Annotated in this window: 23 protein-coding genes; 10 read left to right on the top strand and 13 right to left on the bottom strand. The window is 65.1% G+C overall.

Features of this window, described 5'->3' with window-relative positions:
- Positions 1-214 precede the first annotated feature (214 nt).
- On the top strand, positions 215-1,711 hold the full coding sequence (locus J1C56_RS24010) for a hypothetical protein (RefSeq protein ID WP_214392530.1): 1,497 nt from the start codon (positions 215-217) through the stop codon (positions 1,709-1,711).
- On the opposite strand, the gene J1C56_RS24015 is transcribed toward J1C56_RS24010, so the two are convergent.
- From J1C56_RS24015 to rpsU, 5 genes are all read right to left on the bottom strand, one after another.
- Positions 1,708-2,340 carry a LysE family translocator gene (locus J1C56_RS24015; protein WP_214392531.1) on the bottom strand — a complete coding sequence of 211 codons (633 nt, stop codon included), beginning with the start codon at positions 2,338-2,340 and terminating at the stop codon, positions 1,708-1,710. The two genes, J1C56_RS24010 and J1C56_RS24015, sit on opposite strands and share 4 nt — an antisense overlap.
- 113 nt (positions 2,341-2,453) lie before the next feature.
- Positions 2,454-2,930 (bottom strand): DUF992 domain-containing protein, encoded by a 477-nt coding sequence (locus tag J1C56_RS24020; protein WP_214392532.1) that lies wholly within the window; start codon positions 2,928-2,930, stop codon positions 2,454-2,456.
- Between the two features lie 75 nt (positions 2,931-3,005).
- Positions 3,006-3,599, bottom strand: coding sequence for an NAD(P)H-dependent oxidoreductase (locus tag J1C56_RS24025; protein WP_214392533.1), 594 nt, complete (start codon positions 3,597-3,599; stop codon positions 3,006-3,008).
- A gap of 21 nt (positions 3,600-3,620) precedes the next feature.
- The gene (locus tag J1C56_RS24030) at positions 3,621-4,424 is read right to left on the bottom strand and encodes a tetratricopeptide repeat protein (protein WP_420797432.1); all 804 of its coding nucleotides are present in this window, start codon (positions 4,422-4,424) and stop codon (positions 3,621-3,623) included.
- Between the two features lie 184 nt (positions 4,425-4,608).
- Positions 4,609-4,875, bottom strand: a complete 267-nt coding sequence (rpsU, locus tag J1C56_RS24035; RefSeq protein WP_067958156.1) for a 30S ribosomal protein S21 — start codon at positions 4,873-4,875, stop codon at positions 4,609-4,611.
- A gap of 239 nt (positions 4,876-5,114) precedes the next feature.
- Here rpsU and J1C56_RS24040 point away from each other — a divergent pair, with 239 nt between their 5' ends.
- A complete protein-coding gene (locus tag J1C56_RS24040; protein WP_214392535.1) occupies positions 5,115-6,299 on the top strand; it encodes a glycoside hydrolase family 5 protein in 1,185 nt (394 codons plus the stop codon).
- A 6-nt stretch (positions 6,300-6,305) separates the two neighbouring features.
- Here the strand turns inward: J1C56_RS24040 and J1C56_RS24045 are convergent, their stop codons facing one another.
- Positions 6,306-6,716: a DUF2000 domain-containing protein gene (locus tag J1C56_RS24045; protein WP_246591884.1), complete on the bottom strand. Its 411-nt coding sequence runs from the start codon at positions 6,714-6,716 to the stop codon at positions 6,306-6,308.
- 91 nt (positions 6,717-6,807) lie between these two features.
- Between J1C56_RS24045 and J1C56_RS24050 the strand changes: the two genes are divergently transcribed.
- Together J1C56_RS24050 and J1C56_RS24055 are read left to right on the top strand one after the other, a co-directional pair.
- Entirely contained in the window at positions 6,808-7,620 is an 813-nt protein-coding gene (locus J1C56_RS24050; protein ID WP_214392536.1) for an AraC family transcriptional regulator, read from the top strand.
- 95 nt (positions 7,621-7,715) lie between these two features.
- A complete protein-coding gene (locus J1C56_RS24055) occupies positions 7,716-8,930 on the top strand; it encodes an MFS transporter (RefSeq protein ID WP_476561157.1) in 1,215 nt (404 codons plus the stop codon).
- A 63-nt stretch (positions 8,931-8,993) separates the two neighbouring features.
- Here the strand turns inward: J1C56_RS24055 and J1C56_RS24060 are convergent, their stop codons facing one another.
- From J1C56_RS24060 to J1C56_RS24070, 3 genes are all read right to left on the bottom strand, one after another.
- Positions 8,994-9,875, bottom strand: coding sequence for a sigma-70 family RNA polymerase sigma factor (locus J1C56_RS24060; RefSeq protein ID WP_214392537.1), 882 nt, complete (start codon positions 9,873-9,875; stop codon positions 8,994-8,996).
- 12 nt (positions 9,876-9,887) lie between these two features.
- A complete protein-coding gene (locus tag J1C56_RS24065) occupies positions 9,888-10,514 on the bottom strand; it encodes a flavodoxin family protein (protein ID WP_214392538.1) in 627 nt (208 codons plus the stop codon).
- A 108-nt stretch (positions 10,515-10,622) separates the two neighbouring features.
- A complete protein-coding gene (locus tag J1C56_RS24070; protein ID WP_214392539.1) occupies positions 10,623-11,381 on the bottom strand; it encodes an SDR family oxidoreductase in 759 nt (252 codons plus the stop codon).
- Positions 11,382-11,594: 213 nt separating this feature from the next.
- Between J1C56_RS24070 and J1C56_RS24075 the strand changes: the two genes are divergently transcribed.
- The 6 genes from J1C56_RS24075 to J1C56_RS24100 all read left to right on the top strand — a co-directional run bounded on the left by J1C56_RS24075 (position 11,595) and on the right by J1C56_RS24100 (position 17,539).
- Positions 11,595-12,848, top strand: a complete 1,254-nt coding sequence (locus J1C56_RS24075; RefSeq protein ID WP_055979858.1) for a sarcosine oxidase subunit beta — start codon at positions 11,595-11,597, stop codon at positions 12,846-12,848.
- Positions 12,848-13,282, top strand: a complete 435-nt coding sequence (locus J1C56_RS24080; RefSeq protein ID WP_214392540.1) for a hypothetical protein — start codon at positions 12,848-12,850, stop codon at positions 13,280-13,282. Before J1C56_RS24075 ends, J1C56_RS24080 begins: the two co-directional genes overlap by 1 nt.
- Positions 13,283-13,293: 11 nt before the next feature.
- Positions 13,294-13,674, top strand: a complete 381-nt coding sequence (locus tag J1C56_RS24085; RefSeq protein WP_214392541.1) for a sarcosine oxidase subunit delta — start codon at positions 13,294-13,296, stop codon at positions 13,672-13,674.
- Positions 13,674-16,667, top strand: a complete 2,994-nt coding sequence (locus J1C56_RS24090; protein WP_214392542.1) for a sarcosine oxidase subunit alpha — start codon at positions 13,674-13,676, stop codon at positions 16,665-16,667. The genes J1C56_RS24085 and J1C56_RS24090 overlap by 1 nt, the downstream gene beginning before the upstream one ends.
- On the top strand, positions 16,660-17,208 hold the full coding sequence (locus J1C56_RS24095) for a sarcosine oxidase subunit gamma (RefSeq protein WP_214392543.1): 549 nt from the start codon (positions 16,660-16,662) through the stop codon (positions 17,206-17,208). The genes J1C56_RS24090 and J1C56_RS24095 overlap by 8 nt, the downstream gene beginning before the upstream one ends.
- 103 nt (positions 17,209-17,311) lie before the next feature.
- Positions 17,312-17,539: a hypothetical protein gene (locus J1C56_RS24100; protein ID WP_246591886.1), complete on the top strand. Its 228-nt coding sequence runs from the start codon at positions 17,312-17,314 to the stop codon at positions 17,537-17,539.
- A 155-nt stretch (positions 17,540-17,694) separates the two neighbouring features.
- Here J1C56_RS24100 and J1C56_RS24105 read toward each other — a convergent pair whose 3' ends face one another.
- From J1C56_RS24105 to J1C56_RS24120, 4 genes are all read right to left on the bottom strand, one after another.
- A complete protein-coding gene (locus J1C56_RS24105) occupies positions 17,695-17,943 on the bottom strand; it encodes a DUF680 domain-containing protein (RefSeq protein ID WP_214392544.1) in 249 nt (82 codons plus the stop codon).
- Between the two features lie 123 nt (positions 17,944-18,066).
- The gene (locus J1C56_RS24110) at positions 18,067-18,717 is read right to left on the bottom strand and encodes a TetR/AcrR family transcriptional regulator (RefSeq protein WP_214392545.1); all 651 of its coding nucleotides are present in this window, start codon (positions 18,715-18,717) and stop codon (positions 18,067-18,069) included.
- Between the two features lie 124 nt (positions 18,718-18,841).
- Entirely contained in the window at positions 18,842-19,327 is a 486-nt protein-coding gene (locus J1C56_RS24115) for a MaoC family dehydratase (protein WP_275945181.1), read from the bottom strand.
- A 133-nt stretch (positions 19,328-19,460) separates the two neighbouring features.
- Positions 19,461-22,589 carry an efflux RND transporter permease subunit gene (locus J1C56_RS24120; protein ID WP_214392546.1) on the bottom strand — a complete coding sequence of 1,043 codons (3,129 nt, stop codon included), beginning with the start codon at positions 22,587-22,589 and terminating at the stop codon, positions 19,461-19,463.
- Position 22,590: the final 1 nt, after the last annotated feature.

Below are 22,590 nucleotides of genomic sequence, written 5' to 3' on the forward strand. Positions count from 1 at the left end.
TGTTTTACAAGGACGGCACCATGATGCTGCTCGGCGACGCCAAGAAGATGACCGAAGAAATCGTCAAGGCAATGGATCACTGAGCCTAAAGCTCAGCCAACCAAAACCACTGCTAACAAAAGCCCGGTGCAAACCGGGCTTTTTTGTTGGCTTGAACTGACCTACGCTGTCTAGGCTGCTGAATAGTCTTCGCTCTTTTCAGGGGGATGCGCGAATGAAAGTCAGCCTTCCCGCAAAGCCGTCACCGACCGCGGCCGTTCCGCGCCAGGCCGTGGTCATCGTCCATGGCATGGGCGAGCAACGGCCGATGGACACCATCCGCAGCTTCGTCGCTGCTGTGTGGAGTTCCGATCTCAGCCGGACCGAGGGCAGGTTTGGCGCGCGCAAGCCGAACCCCGATGGCGAGGGGGTGATCAACAAGAGCTGGGTTCATCCCGACCGGCGGGCGCGCTCCTATGAGTTGCGCCGGATCACCACGCCCGACGACATCAACGGGCGGCGGACCGAATTCTACGAGCTCTACTGGTCCGACATTACCCAGGGCACCACCGTTCAGCGCCTTGTGGCCTGGGTGAAGGGCCTTTTGCTGCGCAAGTGGTCGGACGTTCCAGCCGATGCGCGCCGGCTCTACATCGCCGCCTGGGTGGTGTCAGTACTGATTGCGGCGCTGCTGGTCGTGCCCAACCTGATCGAGTGGTTCGGGCTCGGGACATGGCTCGCGCCAGGCTGGGTGTGGAGCCTTGCCGCGGTCGTTGTCGGCTGGCTGGTCAGCAGCTTCCTGCTGCCGTATTTCGGCGACGTCGCCATCTATGTCAGGGCCGAGCCCAACACCATCGCCAAGCGCACGGAGGTCCGGGAGAGGGGGCTTGCCCTGTTGCGCGGGCTGAATGACGACCCGGCCTATGACCGCATCGTCGTGGTCGCTCACAGCCTTGGCACCATCGTCGCCTACGACATCCTGCAATTGCTGTGGGCCGAGCGTGCGCCGAGCGGCCGCAACGACCGCACCGAGCCGGAATTGCTCAAGGCATTCCGTGCCGTCGGCAAGAAGGCGCTGCCCATCGACAGTGGCGAGCGGGCCAAGGTCACCATGGATGCGGCCGAGCTGGCTGAATTTCGCGGCCTGCAATGGCAGCTCTATCGCCAGCTTCGTACTGCACCGTCGGACAAGCTTGACAGCTGGAAGGTCAGCGACTTCGTCACTTTCGGCAGCCCGCTCACCCATGCCGAGTTCCTGGTCACGCACAATGCCGCCGACTTCGCCAAGGCTGTCGACGAACGGCTGCTTTCGACCTGCCCGCCAGTCGCGGAAACCAGGACCTCGGGCATCCTTTATCCCCAGAAGTCGCCGAAATATCCGCATCACGCGGCGGTCTTTGCGGCGACACGCTGGACCAACATCCACGATAAGGGCAATGGCTGGCTGACCGGCGATCCGATTTCCGGCCCGCTGGCCGAGAATTTCGGCCCCGGCATCCTCAACATTCAGGTCAGGCTGAACTGGGCGTTCGGCCGCATCTTCACCCACACGAATTACTGGTCGACCGCTGCCCAGGGCTGGGAGGTGCTGCCGTCGGGTGAACGCGGCCCGCGCAGCCATCTCGACGTCCTGCGCGATGCCGTCGACCTTGGCCGCAAGGCCGACCCGCTGCTGCCTGTTCCAAAGCCCGCCACGCGCCGACGCAGGAAGCCGGCGGGCCCGATTGCCTAGCGCTGGGCTTCGGTCGCCATCTTCACCGCCAGTCCGGCCAGCACCGTGCCCATCAGCCAGCGCTGCACCGCGACCCAGCCGGGGTTGCCGGCAAGGAAGGCCGAGATCGAGCCGGCAGAGATGGCGATGATGGCGTTGACGGTGATGCTGATCGAAATCTGGATAGAGCCGAGCACGAGCAACTGCATGAGCACGCTGCCGTCGGTCGGGTCGATGAATTGCGGCAGCAGTGACAGGTAAAGCACTGCTACCTTGGGGTTCAGCAGGTTGGTCACAAAGCCCATGGCGAACAGCTTGCGCGGCGTGTCCTTGGGCAGCTGCCGCACCTGGAAGGGCGAGCGTCCACCTGGGCGCAGGGCCTGCCATGCGAGCCACAGCAGGTAGGCGGCACCGGCGAAGCGGATGGCGTCATAGGCATAGGGCACGGCCAGCACGAGTGCCGTGATGCCGAAGGCCGCGCAGAGCATGTAGACGACAAAGCCGAGCGCCACGCCGCCGAGCGAGATCAGGCCGGCCTTGGGACCCTGGCTGAGCGAACGCGACACGAGATAGATCATGTTGGGGCCGGGCGTCAGCACCATGCCGAGCGCGATCGCGGCGAACGCGATGAGATTTGCAGTCTCGGGCATGCTGTTCCCCTCGCGGTGCGATGATGTCGAGGGGAATCCCTATCGCCTCCGCGAAGGCTGCGACAGGGGCAGGTCGGGGCAACCAATTGCGGCAGCCCCGACCGCCGTGATCTTTACTTGAGCGGCGCCGTCAGCTGCAGCGCGCCGATGGCGACTGCTGCGTTGAGGCCCGTCTGGTTGGTCAGGCTGACAGGCTGCAGCGCGATCGAGCGGCTCGAGCCGCCGACAAGCACGTTGGCGCCGAGGCCGACGGCGACGGTTGCTTCAGCCGTTGCGCCGAGATAGTTGCCGGCAAGCCCGCCCGGATCGTAGACGTCGCGGCTCGGGGCCAGCACCAGCCACTCCAGCGCACCGCCGGTCGTAGTGCCGATGTCGACGCCGTATTTGTTGATGCGGCCGGAATAGATCTCCTGCGCGCGGTTGCCGAAGGCCGGCGTGAAGGTGCACTGCATGTCCTTGCTCGAGCCGAGGACGAAGCCGGTGCCGCCGTTGACGGTGCAGCTGAGCATGCCGAGCTTGGCGCCGAACTGCGCGTGGGCAGGTGCCGCAAACGGCACAAGGGCAAGGGCGAGAATGGCGAGCTTTTTCATAGAGTAATCCTTTCAGGCATGAAGCGATATCAACCGCATAGCCGCTGAAAGGTTCCCGTCTGAAGGGGCGCGCGGCTAGGCGATCTCACGCAATTGCCGGCGAATCGCGTCGGCGAAACGCATCACGCGCTCGGGCCGAGGCTTTTCTGCGGCATAAAACGACAGCATGGCGAAGCGGGCCTTCGGCGCGCAGGCCTTGAACAGGCCCCATTTCAGGATCCGGCGCACCGGACGACGCATGACCAGCCGGTCGACCCACCACGGGCTGCCGAGCGTAGTCACGACGACGACATGGCGGAGCTTGCCGAGCAGGGGCTTGATCGGGCCGAAGTCGCTGCCGTGGTCGAAGGCGATGCCTGGTGCGAACACCCGGTCGACCCAGCCCTTCAGCATGGCCGGCAGGCCGAACCACCAGGTCGGAAACACCAGCACCAGCATTTCCGCCTCGCGCAGTGCTTCGACATGGGCTTCGAGCGCGGCCGCGTCGAAGCTCCCGCCATAATAGGAGCCACGCTCGGCAGGCGTCAGGCGCGGGTCGAATTCGGTGCGGTATAGGTCGAGCAACTCGACCTTGTGACCGGCGCTGGTGAGTTCAATGATTGCCGTTTCGGCGAAATGCCTGTTCAGGCTCTCGGGCAGCGGATGCGACAGGACGACGAGGCAGTTCACGGCGATGCCTCGTCAGAAAAGTCAGGCGCCGCCGCGTGTGCGGGCGAGGCCGTCGACCGCCGGCTTGTAGTTGGGGTCGAGGCGGACCGCTTCGGAATAGGCCTTGGCAGCCTTGGCCTTTTCGCCGCGGCGCTCGTAGATCAGCGCCTGGTTTGCCCAGCTCTCGGCGATCTTGCCGTCGAGCTTGATCGCCATGTTGAAGTCGGCGAAGGCGTTGTCGTCGTCGCCGGTGGCAAGGTAGGAAAGGCCGCGGCCGTTATAGGGCTCGGCGGCGTCAGGCGACAGCGAGATCGCCTTCGAGAAGTCCTCCAGCGCAAAGGCGTGCTGGCCTTGCTGCTGATAGATCAGGCCGCGATTGTGGTAGGCGCGCGGGTCGGTGGTGTCGAGCTCGATCGCCTTCTGGAAATCGTTGAAGGCATCCTGGGTGCGGCCTGCCTTGCGATAGAGGTTGCCGCGGCCGATATAGGCGGCGTCGTAGGACGCGTTGAGCTGGATGGCCTTGTTGTAGTCGGCGAGTGCCGACGGCTGATTGCCCATGAAGCGATGGATCAGCGCGCGGTTGGAATAGGCCTGGTAGAAGTTCGGGTTGAGCTGCAGCGCCCGGTCGAAGTCCTGCAGGGCTTCGCGGTACTTGCCGCCGCGGCCATAGGCCGAGCCGCGCACATTGTAGCCTTCGGGGTCGTTCGGGTTGGCGGAGATGACCGCGCTCAGCGACGAGATGTTCTCGCTCGAGCCCTGCATCGTGTCGATGCGCGTCAGCTCGCCGGCCGGGCCGCCAGACTGGCAACCGGCGACGGTCATGGCGACCAGCACGAGAGCTGTCATGGCGCCGCTGCGCAGCAGAAAGTTGCGGTTGCTCATGACTGCATTCATCGCTGCGTGTCCTCGCTTGCGCCTCTACGGCTTGAGCGCCGCGTCCGGTGTAATCCGGACAAAACAAAAAGGTGGCGGCGATTTTTGGTCGCCCCACCTCGTCGTTATCCTTCGAAAAGGACCAAAGATTGGCAGATCAACGTGCCGGACGTGCGCCAGCGCCTGCACCAGCGGCAGCTGCCGGGCGCGGCGTGCTGGGCAGCAGGCCTTCGCGCTGAGCGCGCTTGCGAGCCAGCTTGCGGGCGCGGCGAACAGCTTCAGCCTTTTCGCGAGCACGCTTTTCAGAAGGCTTCTCGTAGTGACCGCGCATCTTCATTTCACGGAAGATGCCTTCGCGCTGCATTTTCTTCTTCAGCGCGCGAAGCGCCTGGTCAACATTGTTATCGCGGACGAGTACCTGCACGTGTGATCCTGTCTTTCGGGTTCGAAATCCTAAGGCTAGCGGCAATAGCCACGATGCCTCCGCGATGGTTTCCACCGCGAATTGTGGGCGGCTGATAGCAGAATCAGCTCTGCTTGTCCACCACAAAGGCCGCATTTCCTGCGCTCTGTGCGAAAGGCGGTCGCGGCCCGTGCCCACTTCCGCCGCAATCCCCGCCGAGGAAGCCTCTCCCACTTTCGAATCTTATATGCAAGGCTTTCATGCGTTCACTGATTTTCGCCCTGGCGCTCAGCGCCGCCATCCCGCAGGCCCACGCCGCCGATCTCATAGGCTTCTGGGACAAGCCCCAACATGGCGGCAACAGCTTCAACCGCCTGCCGCCCGACCAGGTCTATTTCGACGCGCTGCGCGGCTATGGCGCGACCTGGGTGCGGCTGTCCTATGACAAGTGGAAGCCGGAGAAGCGCGATTTTCTGATCGGCACCGCCGACAAGTATGACGGCCTCGTCGCTTCCGACGTGAAGACGCTGAAGCAAGTGCTCGACCGCGCCGACAAGGCCGGGCTCAAGGTGGTGATCGCGCCTTTGTCGCTGCCGGGCATGCGCTGGGCCCAGAACAACGACAAGAAGTTCGATGGCCGCCTGTGGAAGGACAAGGCCTACTGGGCCCAGGCCGCCGCCTTCTGGCGCGACCTCGCCGCCGAGCTCAAGGACCATCCGGCGGTCGCCGGCTACAACATCGTCAACGAGCCGGCGCCGGAAAAGGGCAATGGCCTTGCTGAGCATGCCGATCCGGCCGCGATGAAGGCCTGGTACGACAAGCAGAAGGACAGCGCGAGCGACCTGCCGGCTTTCTACGAAACGGTGATCAAGGCGATCCGCGAAGTCGATCCGACGACACCCGTCATGGCCGACGCCGGCTGGTATGCAGCGGCCGACGCCTTCTCTTATTGGCCGTCCAAGCTCACCGACGAGCGCGTGCTCTACTCTTTCCACATGTACGAACCATACGCCGCCACCAGCGCCCCCAACATGAAGCGCGAGAAGCCCTACCAGTATCCTGGCATGGTGCCCTACGGCGATGTCGAGCAGAAATGGGACGCCGAGCGGGTCAAGGCTTATCTGGCCCAGCCGGTCGAATGGGCTGACAGCCATGGCATCGCCCGCAACCGCGTCGTCGCTGGCGAATTCGGCTGCATGCGCCGTCTGCCGTTCTGCACGCAGTATCTCGAGGACGTGCTCGCCCCGCTCGATGCCGACAAGCTGCACTGGGCCTTCTACAGCTTCCGCGAGGACGCCTGGGATGGCATGGACTACGAGCTCGGCGCGGGCAAGGTGAACTGGAAGTACTGGGAAGCCCAGGAGAAGAACGAGCCGGATCCGGTCAAGCGCAAGTCGACATCTGAGTTCGCGCCGATCTCCAAGCGCCTGGCGGCCAGCAAGTAGCAAACCTCACGCCAGGAACTTCAGGCCGTTGACGATCTTGTCGACGAGCTTGCGTTCGCCATGCAGGCCGAGCCCGACGATGTCGAGCTCGGCGGCCGGCGTCGCCGCCACCGAGGCGCGGTTGTCGGCATCGTTGCTGGTGGTAAACAGCGGCCGCGTATAGATCGAAAACGCCATCCCACGCGAACGCGCCCGCTCGAATGTCCGCCTTATCGTCTGGCTGTCCGCGCCATAGACGAACACCGGCTCGCGGATCATCGCGAGGTAAAAGTTGTCGTCATTGTCGCGGTAGGGCCCGCCGGCCATCTCGGGAAAGCCGTGCATCAGCCCGCCGGTCAGGAAGGCTGAGACATTCACCTTCTGCCAGGCGGCGAGTTCGTCGAGGAGGATGAGGGCGGTCTTTGTCGGGTACATCATGGCCCAAGGCTAGCGCCCGCTCCCGACGGGGTCTTGAACGTTTGTGCAAGGGCCCCGACATTGCAGTCTCAGGCACTGCGGACCCGCTTTGATGATCAAAGATTTCATCGCCACCGACGAACCGGTCGACGGGCTTCAGCGTCTCGTCGCGCGCTTCGGCGGCCATGCCTACGACCCGCACCGCCACGAAACCTATGCCGTCGGCCACACGCTGTCGGGAGCGCAGGCCTTCCGCTATCGCGGCAGCGACAGGATTAGCGTCCAGGACGAATGCATGGTCATCCACCCCGACGAGGTGCATGACGGCCATGCCGGCGTGCCCGAAGGTTTTTCCTACCGCATGCTCTACATCGAGCCGTGGCTGATCTGCCGGGCACTCGGTCGCGACAGTCTCTTGCCCTTCGTGCCGGGCGTGGTCGAACGCGACGCCGAGCTTGCCGCCCTGATCGACGATGCCTTCACCGATTTCCCCAATCCGATGGAGCCGCTGCAGGCCGACGCCTTCATATCAGATGTCGCAGCGCATCCCGCCCGACGCAGCGACGACGCCAGGCCGCAGCGCGCGGCGGCGTTGCCCGTCGAAAAGGTTGCCGCGGCGCGTGCGTTCCTCGCCGAGGAACTCGACCGTCAGGTGACCTCAAGTGATCTCGAGCGCATCACCGGTCTCGACCGCTTCGAGCTTGCCCGCGCCTTCCGCCGTCTGGTTGGCACCTCGCCGCACCGCTATCTCGTCGGGCGCAGGCTGGCGCATGCCCGCTCCTGCATGGCGGCCGGCGAGGGGCTTGCCGAGACCGCCGCAGCCTCGGGCTTCGCCGACCAGAGCCACATGACGCGCCATTTCCGCGCCCGTTTCGGCATCACGCCGGGCCGCTTCGCCGCCCTGGCGGGTGCACGCCAGGCCTGACAACTGGACCGTACAGTACCGCAGCGTGCACCATGAAAGGCGTGGCCTTCGGGTCTATGTCAGCCTGTCCTTGAAATGCGCCCGGAGTTTATGCCGTGACCGATACCGCCATGCCCGCCCGATCGTCGTCCGCCGATGGCACGGTGATGGCAATTCTTCTTGCGGTCAGCTTCAGCCATTTCCTCAACGACGTCATGCAGTCGCTGATCTCGTCGCTCTATCCGATGCTGAAGAACGACTACAAGCTCGACTTCTGGCAGATCGGCCTTTTGACCACGACCTTCCAGGTCACCGCATCCCTGCTGCAGCCGGTCATCGGCATGTACACCGACAAGAAGCCGCTGCCGTTCTCGCTGCCCGTCGGCATGTGCCTGACACTGATCGGCCTGCTGATGCTGGCCTTCGCGCATAGCTATGAGATGCTGCTTGTCGGCTCGGCCTTCGTCGGCCTGGGATCGGCGATCTTCCATCCCGAATCCTCGCGTGTCGCGCGCCTCGCTTCCGGCGGCCGCTTCGGCCTCGCCCAGTCGCTGTTCCAGGTCGGCGGCAATTTCGGCTCGGCGCTCGGCCCGCTGCTCGCCGCCTTCATCGTCGTGCCTTTGGGGCAGGGCGGCATCGCCTGGTTCTCGATCGCCGCCATGGTTGGCATCGTCGTTCTGATCCGCGTCAGCGTCTGGTACAGCCGCCACATCGTCAGCGCCGCCAAGCGCGCCGCGCCAACGCTGTTCAACACGCTGCCGCGCAACAAGGTCATTTCGGCGCTGGTCGTGCTCGCCATCCTGGTCTGTTCCAAGCAGGCCTATACGGCGAGCCTGTCGAGCTACTACACCTTCTATGTCATCGAGCGCTTCGGCGTGTCGGTGCAGGAATCGCAATATCTGCTGTTCCTGTTCCTCGGCGCGGCGGCGCTCGGCACTTTCCTCGGCGGCCCGATCGGCGACCGCTTCGGCGCCAAGACGGTGATCTGGTTCTCGATCCTCGGCGTGCTGCCGTTCACCATCATGCTGCCCTATGCCGACCTGTTCTGGACCAAGGTGCTGACCGTGCTCATCGGCCTGATTCTGGCCTCCGCCTTCTCGGCCATCGTCGTCTTCGCGCAGGAGCTGGTGCCGGGCCGCGTCGGCCTCATCGCCGGCATCTTCTTCGGCTTCGCCTTCGGCATCGGCGGCATTGCCGCCGCCGTGCTCGGCGTGGTGGCAGATGCGCGCGGCATCGAATACGTCTTCAAGCTCTGCTCGTTCCTGCCGATGCTGGGCCTTTTGACGGTATTCCTCCCCAACATGAAGGCCGCGCGCCTCGGCACGGCCTGAGCCTGGTCGCATTCGGAGCATGATCCCGAGCCAGAAGCCCGCACAGCGGGAACCGGTCGTCGATCATGCTCCGGCGCCTGCCTCGCGATGGCCGACATTGCGCAGCTTGTCGGGATTGCGCGTCACGTAAATCGCAACGACCCTTCCGTCTTCGATGTTGAGCGCCGTTGTCTGGACCGTCGTACCCTCTTCCATGGTGATGAAACCCGGCAGGCCGTCGATGACCGCGTAGCGGATCAGCTGTGACGGACGCACGGCAAAGAGGCGGGCCAGCGCTGCATGGCGTGCCATGACGGCTTCGATCCCGACCAATGGTTGAGACGGCGCCGGGACCTGGCCGCCACCATCGGCATAGGTAACGACATCCTCGGCGAGCATCGTGCGCAACGCTTCAAGGTCGCCAGTCCGCGATGCATTGAAGAAGGCGGTGGCAAAGCGCAGTCCTTCTTCCTTCGGGATAGCGAAGCGCGGCCTGGCGTCATGGATATGCGTCCGCGCCCGGCTGGCGAGCTTGCGGCAGGTGCCGGCCTCGCGTCCGATCGCTTCGGCCACCGCGTCGAACTTCAACCCGAACACGTCGTGCAACAGAAACGCAGCTCGCTCCAGCGGCGACAGGCGTTCCAGCGCGATCATCAGCGGAAGCGTTATGTCATCTGCCGCCTCGCCGTCTTCGGGATCAAAGATCGGATCAGGCAGCCAGGGGCCGATATAGGTCTCGCGCAGGCGGCGGGTCGACTTGAGTTCGTTGAGGCACAGGCGCGTGACGATGGTGCGCAGATAGGCAGCTGGCTCATCCACCATGCTGCGGTCGGCGGCGAGCCAGCGCAGCCAGGCGTCATGAACGACATCCTCCGCGTCGGCGACGGATCCCAACATCCGATAGGCGAGCCGGACAAGGCCCGGACGCTGATCGGAAAAGGCTGTGGTCAACGAAATCTCGGTCATCTGCGCTCCAGACTAGGCCGCCGCCGAAACGACGTCACGCCCGCGCGCAAACTGCAGTGCTGCATTGGCCACCCGCTTTCCCAGATGGCGGGCGGTGGCGAGATCGGATTCGGGCGGGGCTGTTTCAGGGCCTTCGTCGGTGTTCGACTGCGCACCGGCTCCGAGCCAAAAGCCCAGCCTGTTCAGGTCGCCTTCCGATCCTGTCGAGGAGCTGTTTGACGGCGGCAGGTCGAGATTGATCCAGTGCATGCCGTGCTGCGCCGCAAACAGCGCGAACTGGATCAATGTGGAAAGCTTGTCTCCCGATCGCGCGCCCGAATTGGTAAAGCCTGCCGCGAGCTTGTCTTTCCAGAGATAGCCCTTGGCCATCACCGTTCTCGACGTCGCTTCCGAGAAGGTTTTGAACGGCGCGGATGCGGCGCCCATGTAGGTTGGGGCACCAAAGATGATGGCTTGCGCGCTGTTGAGGTCGTCCCAATGCTGGTCGACGTTTTCGACCGGCAGCAGAAGTGCCTCGACCCCGGCGACGTCGCGGACCCCGGCTTCGACGGCCTCCGCCTGGCGCCGCGTGTGGCCGTAGCCGCTGTGATAGACGATCGCGATGCGCGTCGAGCCGCGGGCGGCAGAAAAGTTATCCATGACAATGTCCTCTGTGATGCAGTTACAGAAGTCATGACAAGCCAGCATCGCCAAATGTGACATGGCCTCCGAAAGCCGCGCCTCCCGGCGCGACCTTCGGGCGGGTGCTCAGAGCCGGTTGATCGAGACACCGCCATCGGCAAGCAATGCCGTGCCGGTGGTGAAGCTCGAGGCTTCAGAGGCGAGATAGAGGGCCGAACGCGCGATCTCCTCGGGCCGGGCGATGCGCTTGAGGGCGTGCAGACCCTCGACGAAGGCGCGCTCGTCGGCGGTCTTGAACGTCGCCATCGGCGTGTCGGTGCCGCCCGGCAGCAGCGCGTTCACGCGGATGCCCTGCGCACCGTACTCGGCCGCCAGCACCTGCGTCAGGCCGATCAACCCGGCCTTGCTTGCGGCATAGGCGGCCATGCCCGGCATGCCGACCGTGTAACCGACGAAGGTCGAGGTGAAGATCAGCGAACCTGCGCCGCGCTTCAGCATCGCCGGGACCTGGTACTTGGCGCCGAGATAGGCGCTGGTCAGGTTGGTCTCCATGACCTCGGTCCAGCTCGCCAGTTCCAACCCGGTGATCGGGCCCATCTCGCCGACGAGGCCGACATTGTTGAAGGCGATGTCGAGGCCGCCAAACTCGGCTTCGGCAAGTTCGACCAGCGCCCGGGCGAACGCCTCGTCCCTGACGTCGCCGGCCAGCGCCAGCGCTTCGCCGCCGTCTCCCCGGATTTCCTCGGCCAGCGCTTCCAGACCCGCGGCCCCACGTGCGGCCAGCAACACGCTCGCGCCTTGCGCGGCGAACAACCTGGCCGTCGCCTTGCCAATGCCCGAGCTCGCCCCGGTGACGATCGCGACCTTTCCGTTCAAATCAAACATCGTTCATGCTCCTGTATGAGTGCGGCTGGCTGTTGCCGGCCGCGTTCGCACAGGTCGCAATTCGTGCAGCCTCCAGCCACCCGATACACGCGGCGCAAACTGGCGGCGCAAAACGGCAGGCGCCGTCGCAAACAGTGCAAGGCTGGTCGTGAGATTTCGCTAGTGCTACACCTCGCGCTCCCAAGCTTCCGGCATCAGCGAGGCCCTGAAAAAATGCGGAAATATTCGGTTTTTGCCATAGCCCGTGAGGCGATGCGCGGACACAAGGGCTGGGAGGAACAGTGGTCCTCGCCCGAGCCGAAGAGCGAATACGACGTCATCATCGTCGGCGCCGGCGGCCATGGCCTCGCCACCGCCTACTATCTCGCCAAGGAGCACGGCATCACCAATGTCGCGGTGCTGGAAAAGGGCTGGCTCGGCGGCGGCAACACCGGCCGCAACACCACCATCATCCGCTCCAACTATCTCTATGACGAATCGGCCGGCATCTACGACCACGCCCTCAAGCTTTGGGACGGTCTCAGCCAGGACCTCAACTACAACGTCATGTATTCGGCGCGCGGCGTCATGATGCTGGCGCACAATGTCCACGACGTGCAGGTGCTGAAGCGTCACGTCCATGCCAACCGGCTGAACGGCATCGACAATGAATGGCTGACGCCGGAGCAGGCGAGGGAGTTCTGCCCGCCGCTCAATATCTCGGCTTCGGCGCGCTATCCCGTCGTCGGCGCCTCGCTGCAGCGCCGCGGCGGCACCGCCCGCCACGATGCTGTCGCCTGGGGCTATGCCCGCGGCGCCTCGGATCGCGGCGTCCACATCATCCAGAACTGCGAAGTCACCGGCGTGCGCCGCACGCCCGACGGCCGCGTCTCGGGCGTCGAGACCTCGAAGGGTTTCATCGGCGCCAAGAAGGTCGGCGTCGTTGCCGCCGGCCACACCTCGGTCATCATGAACATGGCCGGCGTGCGCATGCCGCTCGAAAGCTATCCGCTGCAGGCGCTGGTGTCGGAGCCGGTCAAGCCGGTGTTCCCGTGCGTGGTGATGTCCAACACCGTGCACGCCTACATCTCGCAGTCCGACAAGGGCGAACTGGTCATCGGCGCCGGCACCGACCAGTACATCTCCTATTCGCAGACCGGCGGCCTGCACATCATCAACCACACGCTCGACGCCATCTGCGAGATGTTCCCGATGTTCACGCGCATGAAGATGCTGCGCTCGTGGGGCGGCATCGTCGACGTCACGCCGGACCGTTCGCCGATCCTGGCCAAGACGCCGGTGCCGGGGCTCTACGTCAATTGCGGCTGGGGCACGGGCGGTTTCAAGGCGACGCCTGGTTCGGGCAACGTCTTTGCCCACACCATCGCACGTGACGAACCGCACCCGATCAATGCGCCTTTCACCATCGAGCGCTTCCGCACCGGCCGCCTCATCGACGAAGCGGCAGCGGCGGCCGTCGCCCACTGATGGCCGTGCTCGCCGCCACCATAGCGGCAGTGGCCGCGCCGTTCGTCCTCGCCGACGAAAAGGGCATGTTCCACTTGCCCGACGCCAGCGAGGTCCGGCTGCAGGCGATCAGCCGCAACGGCAACGAAGCCGAATGGCCGTTCTCGGTCGCGTCGGGCCTGCTTGCCTGCGTCTGGAGTGGCGGGCGCAAGGTGGTCTCGTTCATCGAGCAGCCCGAGGATCCCGACGACGAGCACGACGCCCCGCCCGGGCGCCACGTCATCGTCTCGGCCAATCCGTTCGAACTCACCTTCCTCAACATCTCAAGCCGCGACCTCTTCCTGCCGGCCGACACCGTGGAGACGCTGGTCAAGCGTGTCGCCCCGTTCGAGGCATTGGGGCGCAGGCTCTGCGACCAGCCGCAAGGCTCCAACATCGGCCCCGGCGAACTCTAGGGATCATCCAGATGCTTCTCATTCACTGCCCCTATTGCGACGAAGAGCGCCCGGAGCTCGAGTTCCGCAACGCCGGCGAGGCGCATATCGCGCGCTCGAACAACATTGCCGCCGAGAGCGACGAGGACTTCGAGAAGTTCTTCTTCATCCGCTCGAACCCGAAGGGCGTCATCTTCGAGCGCTGGCGCCACATCCATGGCTGCGCGCGCTTCTTCAACGCCGCCCGCGACACCATCACCGACCGCTTCCTTTTGACCTACAAGGCGGGCGAGCCGAAGCCGGACCTGACGAAACTCGCGGCCGACGCCGGTCCCGCCGCCTGGGCCAACCGCCCGCCGGACCAGCTCAACGAAAAGCCCAAGGCAAAACGCCCGACCAAGGGAGAGGCATAATGGCCGGTTCGTACCGCATTTCCGGCCAGGGCCGCCTGACGCCCGCCAAGACCGCGCGCTTCACCTTCGACGGCAAGGCGATGACTGGCCTCTCCGGCGACACCGTGGCGTCGGCTCTGCTTGCCAATGGCGTGCATCTCGTCGGCCGCTCGTTCAAGTATCACCGTCCGCGCGGCATTCTCTCCGCCGGGGCCGAGGAGCCGAACGCACTCGTCACCGTCGAGCGTGATGCCGCGCGCAAGACGCCCAACGTCCGCGCCACCGTGCAGGAGCTTTATGACGGGCTGACCGTCAACTCGCAGAACCGCTGGCCGTCGCTTTCCTTCGATGTCGGTGCTGTCAACGACCTGGCGTCGCCGATGTTTTCGGCCGGCTTCTACTACAAGACCTTCATGTGGCCGAAGGCCGCCTGGCACAAGTTCTACGAGCCCAACATCCGTGCCGCCGCCGGCCTTGGCGTTGCACCAGACCAGCCCGACCCCGACCACTATTCGGCCCGCTACGCCCATTGCGAGGTGCTGGTGCTCGGCGGCGGCGCTGCCGGCCTGGCTGCGGCTCTCGCTGCGGCCGAGACCGGCGTGCGCGTCATCATCTGCGACGAGCAGGCCGATTTCGGCGGCGCGCTGCGCTACGAAAAGGGCGCCGTCATCGACGGCCAGGATGGCTGGAGCTGGGCCCAGGCGACGGTGGCGAAGCTCGCCGCCATGGACAACGTCACCGTTTTGTCGCGTACCACGGCCTTCGGCTACTACGCCCAGAACTTCGTCGGCCTCGTCGAGCGCGTCACCGACCATCTCGCCCGTCCCGGCCGCGACGAACCGCGCGAACGGCTGTGGCAGGTCCGCGCCAGGCGCGTCGTCATCGCCACCGGTGCCATCGAACGCCACATGGTGTTCGCCAACAACGACCGTCCGGGCGTCATGCTGGCCTCGGCCGCGCGCACCTTCCTCAACCATTACGGCGTCGTCGTTGGCAAGCAGGTCGGCGTCTACACCGCCAATGACAGCGCCTATGCCGCGGCGATCGATCTCAAGAAGGCAGGCGTCGGCATCGCTGCCATCGTCGACCTGCGCGACAACCCCACTGGGCCGCTTGTCGACGAGGCGCGCGCGCTCGCCATCGAGGTCAATCATGGCCGCGCCGTCACCAGTGCCAATGGCAGCCAGCGCATCAAGTCGATGACCGTGCAGGCCAAGGGCGGCGGCGCCGAACGCACCATCGCCGTGGACGCACTCCTGATGTCGGCAGGCTGGACGCCGTCGGTGCACATGTTCTCGCAGTCGCGCGGCAAGGTCGCCTTCGACGACGCCACCAAGCGCTTCCTGCCCGGCACCTACGCCCAGGATTGCGTTTCGGTCGGCGCCTGCAACGGCTCCGACTCGCTTGAAGACAGCGTCGCGCAGGCGCTCGAAGCCGGTGCCAACGCCGCCCGCGACGCCGGCGCCAAGGTGTCGAAAGGCACGGCGCTCAAGGTCGAGGCTTCAGAAGGCTGGACCGGCGGCATGCTCGGCTCCGGTCCCGGCGCCGGTGCCGGAACCACGGTCAAGGCCTTCGTCGACTTCCAGAACGAGGTCACCGCCAAGGACATCCGCCAGGCGGTGCATGAGGGCATGCGCTCGATCGAGCATGTCAAGCGCTTCACCACCAACGGCATGGCCACCGATCAGGGCAAGACGTCCAACATGCACGGCCTCGCCATCGCCGCCGAAGCGCTTGGCAAGGACATCCCGCAGGTCGGCCTCACCACCTTCCGTGCGCCCTACACGCCGGTCACTTTCGGCGCCATCGTCAACCATGCCCGCCACGGCCTGTTCGACCCGACGCGCAAGACCCCGACCCACAGCTGGGCCGAAAGCCATGGTGCGGTGTTCGAGGATGTCGGCCAGTGGAAGCGCGCCTGGTACTTCCCGCGCTCGGGTGAGGACATGCACGCCGCTGTCGACCGCGAATGTGTCACGGTGCGCAAAGCAGCCGGCCTGTTCGACGCCTCGACGCTCGGCAAGATCGAGGTCGTTGGCCCGGACGCTGCCAAGTTCATGGAGCTGCTCTACACCAATCCGTGGGAAAAGCTCGAGGTCGGCCGTTGCCGCTATGGCATCATGCTGCGCGAGGACGGCTTCATCTATGACGACGGCGTCGTCGGCCGCCTTGCCGCCGACCGCTTCCACGTCACCACCACGACAGGCGGTGCGGCGCGCGTCATGAACCACATGGAGGACTACCTCCAGACCGAGTTCCCCAATCTCGACGTCTGGCTGACGTCGGTCTCCGAGCAGTGGGCGGTGATTGCGGTGCAAGGTCCCAACTCGCGTGACATCATCGCGCCGCTGGTCGAGGGCATCGACATGTCCGACGAGGCCATGCCGCACATGTCGGTGCGCGAGGGCAGGATTTGCGGCGTGCCGACTCGGCTGTTCCGCATGTCGTTCACCGGCGATCGCGGCTTCGAGGTCAACGTGCCGGCCGACTATGGCCGCGCCGTCTGGGAGGCGCTGTGGGCCGAGGGCCAGAAGCATGGCGCCTGCGCCTACGGCACCGAAGCGATGCACGTGCTGCGCGCCGAGAAGGGCTACATCATCGTCGGCCAGGACACCGACGGCACCGTCACGCCCAATGACGCCGGCCTCGACTGGGCCGTCGGCAAAAAGAAGACTGACTTCGTCGGCATTCGCGGCCTGACGCGCCCCGACCTTGTCGCCAAGGGCCGCAAGCAACTCGTTGGCCTCAGGACCAAGGATCCGCGCACGGTGCTCGAAGAGGGCGCCCAGATCGTCGAGAACCCCAAGCAGGCGATCCCGATGAAGATGATCGGCCATGTCACGTCGAGCTACTGGTCGGCCAATTGCGATCGCTCGATCGCCATGGGCCTCGTCCTCGGTGGCCGTGACCGCATCGGCGAGACGCTCTACGTGCCGATGCCCGACGGCGTCATCGAGGTGGAAGTCACCGGAACCGTGTTCTTCGACGAGAAGGGAGACCGCCTCAATGGCTAAGCTCGCAACCGCCACCCGCAACCCCGCTCTCTCAGGCCACAGCGTCGGCGGCCATGGTGTCTTGCTCAAGGTACTGGCGCCGGCCAGCCGCATGTCGTTGCGCGCCCGCCCGGCCGCCGTTGCCGCCTTGTCGAAGGCGCTCGGCGTCAGCTTGCCCGACAAGGCCAAGACCTCGGCCGCGAAGGGCGGCCGTACCGTGCTCTGGCTCGGTCCCGACGAATGGCTTGTGATCGACGAGGCCGGCGGCGATCCCGTTGCCGATTGCGCCTCGGTCAAGGGCCTGCATTCGGCGGTCGATGTGTCGCACCGCAACGTCGCCATCGCGGTCACCGGCCCCAATGCGGCTGCCACGATCAACGCCGGCTGTCCGCAGGATCTGTCGCTTGACGCCTTCCCGGTCGGTGCTGCCTCGCGCACCGTGCTCGGCAAGGTCGAGATGGTGCTGCTGCGGACCGGCGAGGAGGCGTTCCGTGTGGAATGCTGGCGCTCGTTCTCCGACTACGTCTACGGCTTCCTGTCGGAGGCCGCGCGCGACGGCTAGTCCAGCGCAGGGCTTCAGGCCAGGCAGAAGATGCACCCATGCCTCGGAACCTCGGGGCAGGGCAGGCGTTTCATCCCCGACGTTTGCGCGGTGGATAAACGCGATGCCCTTCAGTTCCGAATCCGGCCTTAGGTTCATGCTTCCAAAGCGCGCACGACGCGCCCGGCGCAGCGACGACCGGCCGAAGGACCAGCAGGTGCTGCAGGAAGAACTAGACGAGGGTCTGGAAGACAGCTTTCCGGCTAGCGACCCGGTGTCGGTGACCTCGACGACCATATCCGGTGCGCCGTTGGCAACTGGCGATGCAAAGGCCGGAGCCAGGAAGAACTAGGCCTCGTCGCGCAATCCATGACAGCTTATGTGGCAACGCCAGCAACCCTGGGCGACGGCCGGATGATGCCTACTGCGTGCTCGGCAAAGCACTAGCCCGGAAACGAAAAAGCCGCCCTGGGATGGGCGGCTTTTCTGGAGGTACTGAGAAAACACTCAGTTGAAGGTCGGCACGATCCACGGGTTGACGTCGATGCCGATGCGCGGCTTTTCCGCGCTGATCGAGTTGGTCGTTTGCGGGCCTTTGTCATCCTTGATGGAGCCGGTCGAACCACAGTCGAGCTTCTGGCCCGAGATGGTCTGGCTGCACGCAACAGGCGCGTGCGTCGTCTTGTGGGTGTCGTTTGCCATTGCAAAGCCGCTCGTCGCGGCGAGAGCCGCGAGCGCCAGAATAGTCCGTCGCATTGTCATCTCCGTAAATTTTTGCCGTACGTGTACGGTACAACTTACAGATACGGCCGCACCTTGCGTTTTGCAAGGGGTAAGCCGTACGCGTACGAAATTAATTTGGATGCACTGACTGCACTGCTACCCAGGACACATGCCGGGTTCGTCGGTGAGCGGCGGGGTCTCGCTGACGGCAAGGCCTGCCATGGCGAGGTCGCCCATCCGCATCACATAGGCCTTCGGATCGCCGAAGGGGTAAAAAGGGAAGGTGATCAGCAGCGAAACCGAGCCGTGTGCCACGGTCCACAGCGCGGTTGCGATGGCGCGGGCGTCGCCCTTCAGCACGCCGGCGGCGAGGCAGGCCTGCACCCGTTCGATGATGATCTGGAAAGCGGGGTTCTCGCGCTCCATCTGCTCGAACGTCTCTTCGGGCGGGTGCTTCTGCTTCTCGGTCATGAACACGGTGCGGTATTCGTTGGGATTGCCGAGGCCGAACTCGGCATATTCGGCGAGTGCTGCCCGCATCGCCTCGATGGGGTCGTCGGGCTGGTTCTGCCGCATCCGACGCGCCAGGTCGGCGAAGGCGTCTTCGGCCAGCGCCATCAGGATTTCCTGCTTGTCGGCAAAGTAGGAATAGACCGACATCGGGGCATAACCGACCCTTGTCGCCAGCTTGCGGATGGTCAGGCCGTCATAACCTTCCTCCCGCACGAGCGCGTGGGCTGCCGCAACCAGCTCGGCCCTCAGTTCGGCCTTCTGGAGCTCGCGTCGTTGTGCTGCACTGCTGGACAAGAACCCGCCCTACTGCTTCCCTTGATCAGATCGGACGAGTCTATACGCCGGCCAATGACGCGGCAAGGCGAGCGACGACGTAGCTCATCGGGACTAAGGCCGGCAGCGGACTAAGACGGAAGGGTCAGGCGGTTTCGCGCTTGGGCTCGACGAACGTCATGGTCAGCCAGCGCGCGGTGAGCGCCGGCTTCTTCTGGTCCTCGATCTCGATCGTCACGTCATGCGTGGCCTGGATCCAGCCGGACGGGCGGATCTTAAGCCCGGAGAGCACGAAGCGGGTGCGGATGCGCGAGCCGGTCTTGACCGGGGCGACGAATTTCAGCTCCTCGAAACCCTGGTTGATGCCCATGCTGCCACCCTCGACCGAAGGCAGCGTGTCGAAGGTCATGGCCGAAAGCAGCGACAAGGTCAGGAAGCCATGGGCGATGGTGCCGCCGAAGGGCGTCTCGGCCGCGGCGCGGTCGGGGTCGCAATGGATGAACTGGTGGTCGTCGGTGGCATCGGCGAACTGGTCGATCATCAACTGGGTGACGGTGCGCCAGGGCGAGACGCCAACCTCCTTGCCGAGGTTGGCCTGAAGTTCGTCGAGGGTGATCGATTTCAGGCTCATTGCATCCTGTCCTGCATAAGAAAAAGTCATGCGGCGCTGTAACTGCGAGGACTGATACAGAATCAGACACGCCATGTCATCGCTTGGCGCGGCAAATCAGTCGCAGATTGGCCAGTATCAGCAGACGATGTTGCTATTCCGCCGGTTCGACGCCGGTATAGGCGGCTTCCTCGAGCTCGCGCTTCAGGCGGCTCTCCTCGGCAACCTTGGGCGTGATGAAGCGGCCGAGCAGCAGATAGGCCACCGGCGTCAGGAACAGCGTCGAGATCGTCGCAAGCCCAAGACCACCGACGATCACCCAGCCAAGCGCGATGCGGGCCTCCGCGCCGGCACCTTGCGCCAACACCAGCGGCAGGCCGCCGAGCACGGTACAGATCATCGTCATCATCACAGGCCGCAGGCGGATCGTCGCTGCTTCCTCGATCGCCTGGCGCACGCCCATGCCACGGTCGCGCAGCTGGTTGGCGAACTCGACCACCAGGATGCCGTTCTTGGCCATGACTCCGACAAGCAGCACCAGGCCGATCTGGCTGTAGGCATTGAGCGAGGTTCCGGTCAAAATCAGCGCGAAGACGGCGCAGGCAAGGCCGAGCGGCACGGTCGCCATGATGATCACCGCCGAGACGAAGCTTTCGAACTGTGCTGCCAGCACCAGCAGGATGATGACGATGGCAAAGCCGAAGATCGTCAGCATGCTGCCGCTGGTCTCGTTCAGCGTCGCGGCTTCCGCGAGCGGCAGCAGCCGGCTGCCTGCGGGCAGCACCGGTGCTGCGATCTGTTCGACTTCCTTCAGCGCGTCGCCAAGGGCGAAGTCGTCGGCGAGGCCGGCGGTGATTGCCACCGAACGCTGCTGCTGTTCGCGCGACAGCGACGGCGGCACGGCGCGTTCGGACAGCGTGGCGATCGTCGACACCGGCACGAAGCGGCCGTCCGTCGTCCTGATGAAGATGTTTTCGAGGTCGGTCGAATCGTTGATCGGGTTGGTGGTCGAGACCAGCTTCACGTCGTAGCTGCGGTCCTCGATGAACACGGAGGTGATCTTGCGGCCGTCGAGCATCGCCTGCAGCGCCGGCGACAGCCCCTTGATGTCGATGCCGAGGTCGGAGGCGCGCTCGCGGTCGACGGTGACGAACAGCTGCGGCTGGTTGGCGTCGGTCGAAAGCCGCGGCTGGCGGAAGCGCGGGTCCTTCTCCATCTCGGCCAGCACCTTCGCGGCTGCGGTGCCGAGGTCGGCGTAGCTGTTGCCGATCAGCGCGAATTGCAGGCCGTTGCCGGCGCCGCGGATGCCGAGGCTGTTGGGCTGGCCGACGGTTGTGCGCACGCCCGGCACCTGGCTGGTGCGGGACAGGATGTCGGCGGCGATCTCCTGCTGGGTGCGGCTGCGCTCGCTCCACGGCGCCAGCGACAGCACCATGAAGCCGCTGTTGTTGTTGTTGCCCATGCCGGCGCTGACGAAGGTGCTCTCGATCTCGCCCGACTTGCGCAGCGGCTCGATCAGCCCCTCGATGCGGCGCAGCTGCGAGGCGGTGTAGTCGAGGCTGACGCCCTGCGGGGCGGAGACACGCAGCATCACCAGCGAGCGGTCCTCGGTCGGCGTCAGTTCCTGGCGCACATTGCCGAAGGCGACATAGGCAGCACCGGCAAACAGCAGCGACACCAAAATGACGATGGCCGGCGCGTTGAGGCAGGCATGCAGGCAGCGCTTGTAGAGCGCTGCGAGCTTCGTGCCGAGCTTGCCAAGCACGCCGCCATGGCTGTGCTCGATGCTCTTTTCGGTCAGCATGCGCGAGGCCAGCATCGGGCACAGCGACAGCGCCACGATCGACGACAGCAGCACCGAAATCGCCAGCACGAAGCCGAATTCGCGGAACAGGCCGCCGGTCTGGCCGGGCAGGAACGAGATCGGGATGAACACCGCGGCAAGCGTCGCCGTCGTTGCCACCACGGCGAAGAACACCTCCTGGGTGCCGAGCACGGCAGCAGCGCGCGGGCCCATGCCTTCGTTGCGGCGGCGCACGATGTTTTCGAGCACGACGATGGCGTCATCGACGACAAGGCCCGTCGCCAGCACCAGCGCCAGAAGTGTCAGTATGTTGACCGAGAAGCCGGCGAGATAGATGCCGGCGATGGTGCCGATCATCGCCACCGGCATGGCAAAGCCCGGGATCAGCGTCGCGCGCCAGTCCTGCAGGAAGGCGTAGATGACGATCAAGACGATCGTCACCGACAGGATCAGCGCGATCTCGACCTCGTGGATGGCGCCCTGGACGAAGGTCGCGTCATCCGACGTCACCCGGATGGTCATGCCGGCGGGCAAGGTGGTCTGGATCTTTTCGGCCGCCGCGCGCACGCCCTTGGAGATGTCGAGCGTGCTCGACTGGGCCTGGCGCACGATGCCGATGCCGATGCCGGTCTTGCCGTCGGAACGCAGCGAGGTCGAGCCGGGGTCCCCGCCGAGCGTGACGGTGGCGACGTCGCCGAGCTTGGTCTTGCCGTTGATGATGATGCTTTCGAAGGCCTCGGGCGTCGTCACCGCGGCACTGGCGCGCACGATCAGGTCCTGGTTGCCGACGGTCAGCGAGCCCGCCGGCGCGTCGAAGGAGACGCTCGCCAGCGCGTTGGAGATGTCGGCCAGCGTCAGCCCGAGGCTTGCCACCTTGGCCTGATCGATGTCGACGCGGAATATCTTGGCGCGGTCGCCATAGGTCTGCACGTCGGCGACGCCGTCGACGGCGGCCAAAGTGTCGACGATCTGGTCCTCGACGAGGATGGACATGTCCTCGACAGGCATGGTGTCGGAGGTCACCGCCAGGCGCATCACCGCGTCGGCATTGGCATCGGCCTTGACGATGCGCGGCGCGTCCGCATCGTCGGGCAGCGAATTGGTCACCCGCCCGACGGCGTCGCGCATGTCGGATGCCGCGACGTTGAGGTCGACGCCGTCGTTGAACTCGACCGTGACGCGGCTGTTGCCGTAGGACGAACTCGACGAGATCGACTTGACGCCGGTGACGCGCGCCACGGCACCCTCGACCACCGCCGTCACCTCGCGGTCGACGATCTCGGCCGCGGCATCGGAATAGCTCGTCGACACCGTGATGACGGGCCGGTCGACGTCGGGCAGCTCACGCACCTCGACGCCGTAGAAGGCGGCGAGGCCGGCAACCACGATCAGCGTGTTGATGACGAAGGCCAGCACCGGCCGGCGCACGAAAAGTGCCGTGATGCCTTTTTCGGCGTTGTCGTTCTGCATGGTGCTCATA

The sequence above is a fragment of the Aminobacter anthyllidis genome (assembly GCF_018555685.1).
Classification (GTDB): Bacteria; Pseudomonadota; Alphaproteobacteria; order Rhizobiales; family Rhizobiaceae; genus Aminobacter; species Aminobacter anthyllidis.